The sequence below is a fragment of the Rhizobium sp. P1_E6 genome (genome assembly GCF_056405875.1).
Map to the genome: position 1 here is coordinate 1 of NZ_JBFUBG010000161.1, position 7,222 is coordinate 7,222.

General features: G+C 59.6%; 7 protein-coding genes. 2 read left to right on the top strand and 5 right to left on the bottom strand.

Going from position 1 to position 7,222, the window contains the following annotated elements:
* The 4 genes from AC1D35_RS34120 to AC1D35_RS34135 all read right to left on the bottom strand — a co-directional run.
* The coding region (locus AC1D35_RS34120) for a glycoside hydrolase family 127 protein (RefSeq protein ID WP_477942297.1) at positions 1-1,041 on the bottom strand (1,041 nt) is incomplete at its 3' end.
* A gap of 29 nt (positions 1,042-1,070) precedes the next feature.
* A complete protein-coding gene (locus AC1D35_RS34125) occupies positions 1,071-1,940 on the bottom strand; it encodes a carbohydrate ABC transporter permease (protein ID WP_113296571.1) in 870 nt (289 codons plus the stop codon).
* Positions 1,940-2,860, bottom strand: coding sequence for a carbohydrate ABC transporter permease (locus tag AC1D35_RS34130; protein WP_477853538.1), 921 nt, complete (start codon positions 2,858-2,860; stop codon positions 1,940-1,942). Before AC1D35_RS34130 ends, AC1D35_RS34125 begins: the two co-directional genes overlap by 1 nt.
* A gap of 81 nt (positions 2,861-2,941) precedes the next feature.
* The gene (locus AC1D35_RS34135; protein WP_477853536.1) at positions 2,942-4,186 is read right to left on the bottom strand and encodes an ABC transporter substrate-binding protein; all 1,245 of its coding nucleotides are present in this window, start codon (positions 4,184-4,186) and stop codon (positions 2,942-2,944) included.
* Between the two features lie 168 nt (positions 4,187-4,354).
* Here AC1D35_RS34135 and AC1D35_RS34140 point away from each other — a divergent pair, with 168 nt between their 5' ends.
* Positions 4,355-5,374, top strand: a complete 1,020-nt coding sequence (locus AC1D35_RS34140; RefSeq protein WP_477853534.1) for a LacI family DNA-binding transcriptional regulator — start codon at positions 4,355-4,357, stop codon at positions 5,372-5,374.
* 56 nt (positions 5,375-5,430) lie between these two features.
* Here AC1D35_RS34140 and AC1D35_RS34145 read toward each other — a convergent pair whose 3' ends face one another.
* The gene (locus AC1D35_RS34145; protein ID WP_477853532.1) at positions 5,431-6,621 is read right to left on the bottom strand and encodes an MFS transporter; all 1,191 of its coding nucleotides are present in this window, start codon (positions 6,619-6,621) and stop codon (positions 5,431-5,433) included.
* Between the two features lie 259 nt (positions 6,622-6,880).
* On the opposite strand from AC1D35_RS34145, the gene AC1D35_RS34150 reads away from it, so the two are divergent.
* Positions 6,881-7,222: cupin domain-containing protein (locus AC1D35_RS34150; RefSeq protein ID WP_477942301.1), on the top strand; the 342-nt coding region annotated here is incomplete at its 3' end.

Consider the following 7,222-nt stretch of genomic DNA (forward strand, 5'->3'; position numbering starts at 1 on the left):
GGCTACCGCAGCACAGGTCTCGGCATAGGCAGTCTCATTCGGCAGGTCGTATTCGCGGGTGAAGCCTTCGTTGGAAGCCGAGGGACCGAGGCCGCCGGTGATATAGAGCTGGCGTCCCACCAGATTGTCGAACAGCCGGTCGCAGGCGCTCTTCAGGCTCTCGTCGTCATTCTCGAAGGCCAGATCGGCCATCGCCGAGAACAGATACATGGCGCGCACGGCATGACCTACGACCTGCGTTTGTTCACGAATCGGCATGTGTGCCTGGCTGTAGGCATAGGTCTGGAAGACGTAGCTGGCCGGATCGTCGCCGCGCTTGCGCGCCTCTTCGTCATAATAGGAGGGCATCTGGCCCCGCTCGTCGACGAAATAGGTAGCGAGCTTCAGGTGACGGGGATCCCTCGTCACCCGGTAGAGCTTGACCAGAGCCAGTTCGATTTCCTCATGGGCGTYGTAGCCACGCAACTTGCCCGGTTCGCTGCCGAAGGTGTCGATGATATGATCGACAGCGCGGATCATCACGTCGAGGAAACGGCGCTTGCCCGTCGCTTCGAAATAGGCGACGGCGCCTTCCAGAAGATGGCCCATCGAGTACATTTCGTGCAGGTCGCGCAGATTGGTCCAGCGCTTTTCCGGTTCGCGGCGGATGAACCAGCTGTTGAGATAGCCGTCGTCCATCTGGCCATGTTCGAGTTTCTCGACGATCGCGTCGATCTTTGCCTCGATGTCAGGGTTCGGATTATTCTTCAGCGTATAGCTTGCTGCCTCGATCCATTTGCCGAAATCGGAATCGAAGAAATGCTGCATAGACAGGCCGCTCGGCTGGATCGGCCGAGCCAGCGGCCCGGCCGGCTTGTCGAAATCAAGCACTTCGAGAAAGCCTTCCTCGTCGAGCCGCATGTGCTGCGTCGGGATGGTCACGTTGCGGACGGTCTCAGTCCAGCTCCTCCAGAAGCCGCCGTTGAAGATGACGCGCGTATGGTCGGCCGGCACGTAACGGTCGATCGGGGATCGTGATTGGGATTTCTGGGCGATGGGCATGGGAACTCCTTGAGCGGGCGGGCCGCGTCTCATTTCACGGCRCCGGCCGTCAGGCCGCGCACATAATAGCGTTGAAGAAGAAGGAAGAGGATGATGCAGGGGATCATGGTGACCACGATGCCGGCCTGCAGCGCGCCCCAGTCGATGATGCCGTAGAGGCCGGAGGACACGTTCACCAGCATGATCGGCAATGTGAACTTGTTCTGGTCCGACAGGAAGATAAGCGCGGCCAGGAACTCGTTCCACGAATTGAGGAAGGCAAACATCGCCACCGTTGCCACGCCGGGCAGCGCAATCGGCAGCATGATGCGGCGCAAAATCGTCGCCTGCGATGCCCCGTCGATGCGCGCAGCCTCGATCAGCGCCTTCGGCACGGCGTCAAAGGCATTGCGCATCATGAAGACGGAGAACGGCAGCTGGAAGGTGACGTAAATCAGCACCAGGCCGAACAGGTTGTTCTGCAGCCCGAGCAGTTTCAGGATCAGGAACAGCGGCGTCAGGATCGACTGGAACGGGATCATCATCGTCGCCATGATCAGCACGAAGAGGATCGACTGGCCCGGAAACCTGAACTTGGAGAAGCCGTAGCCGGCAGGCACGGAGACGATAATGGTCAGCAGGACAGTGCCGATCGCGATCATCACCGAATTGGCAGCATAGACATACCAGCCGGCGCCCACATTTTCGAGCCGCCGGTAGTTCTCCAGCGAGAAGGTCTTGGAAAACAGTGCGGCCGGGTTGGCAAGTGCTTCGGCCGCCGGCTTGAAGGAATTGGCGAGCGACCAGACGATCGGCATGATGAAGAAGATCGCAAGCAGGATCGATGCGAGCAGGAAGAGCAGATAGCCCGTCTGGCCACCGCGCGGATTGCTGTTTGTACTGGATTGCGTCGAGGTCATTAGCCTTCCTCCGGGCGCTCGCGCAACAGCACGAATTGAATGGCGCTGATGGCGACCAGCACGATCAGCAGCGCAAAGGAGAGCGCTGAGCCGTAGCCAAGCCGATAGGACGAGAAGGACGCCAGGTAGATCGAGAATACCGCCGAGATCGTGCTGTTTTCCGGCCCGCCCTGGGTGATGATGAAGAACTGGTCGAAGGCGAGCATGGAGGAGGTGACGTTGAGCACCAGCGCCAGTACCAGCGAATTGCGCATCAGCGGCAGGGTTATGCGGCGAAAGCGGCTGAAGACGCTGGCGCCATCGATCTTGGCGGCCTCGATGACATCGTTGGAGATGCCCTGCAGGCCGGTCAGCAGAATGACCATGGTAAAGCCGGCGGTCTTCCAGACGACCATGAGGATGATCACGGCCATCGCCGGCCAGAAGCTTTCGAGTGGGCGCGGAGCCGAGCTGATCAGGCCGATTCCGCGCAGTACCTGCGCGAAGACGCCGCTATCGGGATTGAGCAGCCACATCCAGAGTGTGGAGGCCGCGCCGAAGCCGATCACGACAGGCATGAAGAAAATCGTGCGGAAAAATCCTGCCGAGCGCAGCGGGCGATCGACGAGCAATGCCAGTGGAAAGGCCACCACGAAAATCGCGGTCGTCACCAGCACGGTATAAAGCATCGTGAAGCCAAGCGAATGCCAGAGCTGCATGTCGCCAAGGAGTTCGCTGTAATTGGCAAAGCCGATGAATTTTTTTCGGCCGAGCAGCGGCCAGTTGTAGAAGCTCATCCATATGGTCATGGCGAGCGGAATGAGAAACAGCACCAGGATGAAGAGGAAGCCGGGCAGGATGAAGGCCAGCCCCAGCCAGCCCTTCGGCTCCGGCTCCCCGGAGATCGGCTGTTTGGTATGAGTTGTCGGCGTGTCGACCACTATTTTTCCTCGAAGATTTCAAAACCGCGTGTCGGCAATCCGGGATGTGCGGGGCGGAAAACCGCCCCGCTTCAGATGCAGTTACGGATTGGTGCGGTCGAGGATCTTGGTGAAATCGTCCTGCGCCTTCTTGATCGAACCATCGACATCGTCGCCGAAGATCGTGCCCTGGATCAGGTTGAGGAACGGGCCCGTACGGCTGACGAAGAGCTCATCCGAGGAGAAGGTGTAGGGCGTGCGTGCCTTGGCCAGAATGTCGTAGGCAATGAGATTGCGCTGGTCGAACTTGGCATAGGCTTCCTTGGCAAGATCGGTGCGCGACGGCATGCCGGATTCCTGCGTGATGTAGACCTGCTGCTCGGGCTCCATGTAGAACTTGACGAAGTCGAGAGCGACCTTCTTCTTCTCTTCGCTGATGCCCTTGATGAGCGCTACCGTATCGCCGCCCGCAAAGCTCGATGCGCCGCCCTTCGGGCCCGGGATCGGGGCAACCGCGAACTTCACGTCGGGGTATTTGCTGGTCAGCAGGTTGACGATGTAGGAGCCGGTCATGAGGATGCCGACCTTGCCGGAGGCGAAGGCTTCGACTGCGTTGTTGCCATTGCCCGAACGCGAGGTCGGGTGGATGGCGCCTTCCTTCCACATGTCGCGATAGGCGGCAATAGTGTCGCGCATCGCCGGCGTATCGACGGTGGCAGTGCGGCCATCTTCGCTCAGTACGTCGGCATTGGCGGCCCACAGATGCGGCAGGAAGTCGTAGATCAGCCAGCTGCCTGAATTGGCGACGAAGTAGAAGCCGTAAGTTTCCTTGTCGAGCGCATGGATCTTCTTGGCATCAGCAGCGATCTCTTCGAGCGAGGCCGGTGCCTTATCCGGGTCAAGGCCAGCTTTCTTGAAGAGGTCGGTATTGTAGGCGATGATGGAGGCATCAGGCAGCGCCGGCACGCCGTAGACCTTGCCGTCATAGGTGGCGAGGCGGATGTGCGACGGGCTAAGTGCAGCCGCGTAAGGCAGACCCTTTACGAAATCGCTGATGTCTTCAAGGCTGTCATTGGCTGCAAAGGTCGGCAGGTAGATCAGATCGAGGACTGCACCATCAGGTGCAGCGCCGCCAGCGATTGCGGCGCCAAGCTTCGGCACCATCTGTTCAGCGGTGATCTGGGTGACATTGACCTTGTCGGAATGCGCGGCATTATACTTTTCGGCCAGGCCTTGAAGCACCGCGCCCGATGATGTCCGCACCCAGAGCGTGATTTCTTCGGCGCTGGCGAGAGAAGAGCTCGCCAGCAGCGCAACAGCGGCAATCGTGGTTTTCAAATGTAGCATGTGGGTTCCCCTTCTCTTATGCGAGGCTCCTCTGCCTCGAGACAAACACAACGTTAGATGAGAAAATTTTTCATGTCGACAGGCTGTATGCATCGAATGGCCATGTTTTTGTTAAAACCTTTTAGCAACTAAATTATTTCTGCTAAAAGGTTTTAACAAGTCAGTTGAATGGGTGCGAATTTGAAGGAATCGGGTGGCGGCCGGCATACGATCCGTGACGTGGCGAAGGCCGCGGGGGTGAGTATTTCAACGGCTTCGAACGCGCTGAACGGCACTGGAAGAACCAATGCCGAGACGCGCGAAAAGGTGAGGCGGATTGCCGAGGAGATCGGTTTTCGTCCGAATGCGCTCGCGCGTGGGTTGTTGACCAAGCGCAGCCATGCGATCGGCATGCTGACCAACGATACCTACGGGCGTCTGACACTGCCGATGGCGAGTGGCGTATCGGAAGTGCTGGTCGATCATGGCGTCTCGCTTTTCCTCTGCGCCACCAACAACGATCCGCGACTTGCGAAACTGCACCTCGAAGCGCTGCTCGACAGACAGGTCGACGGCATCATTTTCACCGCGACACGCATCGACCTGGAGCCGCCGCCAGAGCTGACCAGGCTGCGCATCCCGGTCGTCTATGTCTTCGCGCAAGGACCGCCGGACAGCGTCAGCTTCCATCCCGATGACGCACAGGGCGCGCGGCTTGCGGTCGAGCATCTCCAGGGTCTCGGCCGATCGCGTATCCTGCATATCACCGGCGAGCAGAATTATCGCGCCGCCTGCATTCGCGCCGAGGCCTACCGAGAGCTCGTCGGGCCGACGGCCGAGGTCATGTTCGGCGACTGGTCGGAAGAATGGGGGCACGCGGCGATCGAGACCGTCTTCGCGCGATCCGGGGCGAAACCGGATGCGATCTTCTGCGGCAGCGACGAGATCGCCCGCGGCGTCATCGATGCGCTGCGCGACAGAAATATTTCGATCCCCGGCGACGTCGCAGTCGTGGGTTTCGATAATTGGGAAGTCGTCTCACGGCAGACGCGTCCGCCCCTGACGACTGTTGACATGGAGCTCAAGGAACTCGGTCACCGGGCAGGGCTCGCGATCCTCGGCCTGTCGAAAGGCGAGAAGGTCGATCCAGGCGTCGAGAGATTACCCTGTACGCTCGTCTATCGCCGTTCTGCCGGGCAAGCGGATTAGAGCCGAGCCTTTAACGGATTACGTGCTGCCGCGGTACGGCGACCACGATCGGGCGTTTAACCGCGTACTGCCTGATCGGCTGTGTTCTCGATGCCCGTCTTGTTTTCAGCCTCACGCGGCTTCAGCGCTTTCGTCAAACACAGGGCGGCAATGATGACCGGCAGGCAGACGAGATAGGAGACCCTGATGCCCGCATGCTCGGCAACGAAGCCGAGCAGTGGCGGCGCCAGGAAGAACACGACGAAGGACATTTGCCCGAGGGCCGCGACATTGAGATGGGCCGGGCGATCGGTCCGCTGCGCTGCTGCGGAAACCGCCAGAGGGTAGACCGCGCTGCAGCCGCCGCCCATCAGCGCAAAGCCGAACAGCGCCACATAAGGGTGCGGCGCAAGCCATACGGCGCAGAGGCCCGCCACTGAGAAAACCAGCAGAAAAGTGGCTACGGCGCGCGCGCCAAACCGGTCGACGAGCGGATCGACGAATAGGCGAGCCACGGCCATGAAGAAGGTGAACAGCGTCAGCCCAAGGCCGCCGATAAAAGGTTCCACTGCGAAGGCGTCGCGCATGTAGATCGCCGACCAGTCGATGCCGGCGCCTTCCACCAGAAAGGCGGCAATGCCAATTACGCAGAGCGGCATGAGCCCCCAGGTCGGCAGCGCTATGCTCGGTCCTTCCACATGCTCGAGCCCGGCGCGGGCCGGTGCGTTCTTCATACCTGAGATGACAACCGTGCCGACAATCAAAACGAAGACTAAGGTCAGCGCAAGATGTAGTTGCATGGGCACGCCGGCCTGACGAACGGCCGAGGAGACGAGAGCGGTCAGGAAGAATCCAAGGCTCCAAAAGCCGTGTGCCCTGTTCATCACACCCCGCCCGAGCTGGGCTTCGATGCGGTCGATCTCGACATTGAGATTGATCTCCAGCGCTCCCGCCAGCAAGCCCTCACAGAGAAGAATGAAGAAGACCAGCCAAGCGGCATTGGCCCAGGGGATGGTTGCCAGCAGAGCGGAGGTGCCGAGTACCGTCAGGAATGCTGTCTTGCGCGCCCCGACCCGAGCGATGAGCGGCGACGCGAAGGTCAGGGAAATAAGCGCACCGATCGCCGCGCCGATCAGCGTGAGGCCGAGTTCGGACTTGTTGACACCCAAAGCGTCCTGAAGATCGGGCAATCGTGAGAGCAGCGCGCCCATCGAGATGGCGAAGAGAAAGAAGCAGATATAGATCCGATGTTGCGGCTGGATATGCATTCGATCGCTCCGGGATGGGATCGGTTGGGATTTTGACCTCAATCGCAACGATGGCGAAAAAGACAATTTCGAGTGGCATTTCCGAGATATATGTTGTTAGCGGCAACCGCAACAACAACCTTAACTGGTTCTCGACCGCCCCTCGGAATGTGTTCTGGTGGCCGCGGGCTTGGACAGCAAACTATCGTATATCTGATCTTCCGCCGTGTATGGATTTAGCTTGGTTGCATCGTAGCGAGCCCCACAGGAGAAAGATACGATGCTCAAGTCCATGACCATTGCCGTGCTGGCGCTGACCCTTGCTACAGCCCCGGCCATCGCGGCCCAGCAGGCCCACAACGCCAAGATCACAGTCGTCTTCGATCATGAATTACCGAATGTCCCAGGCAAAAGCATGCGCGGCGTCCTCGTCGAATATGGACCAGGTGGATATAATCCGGCGCACACCCATGCGAAGAGCGCCTTCATCTACGCCACGGTCATCGAAGGCGAAATCAGAAGCAAGGTGAACGACGGCAAAGAAAAGGTCTTCAAGACCGGTGAGAACTGGATCGAAGTGCCTGGCGATCATCACCTGGTGAGCGCGAATGCCAGCAAGACG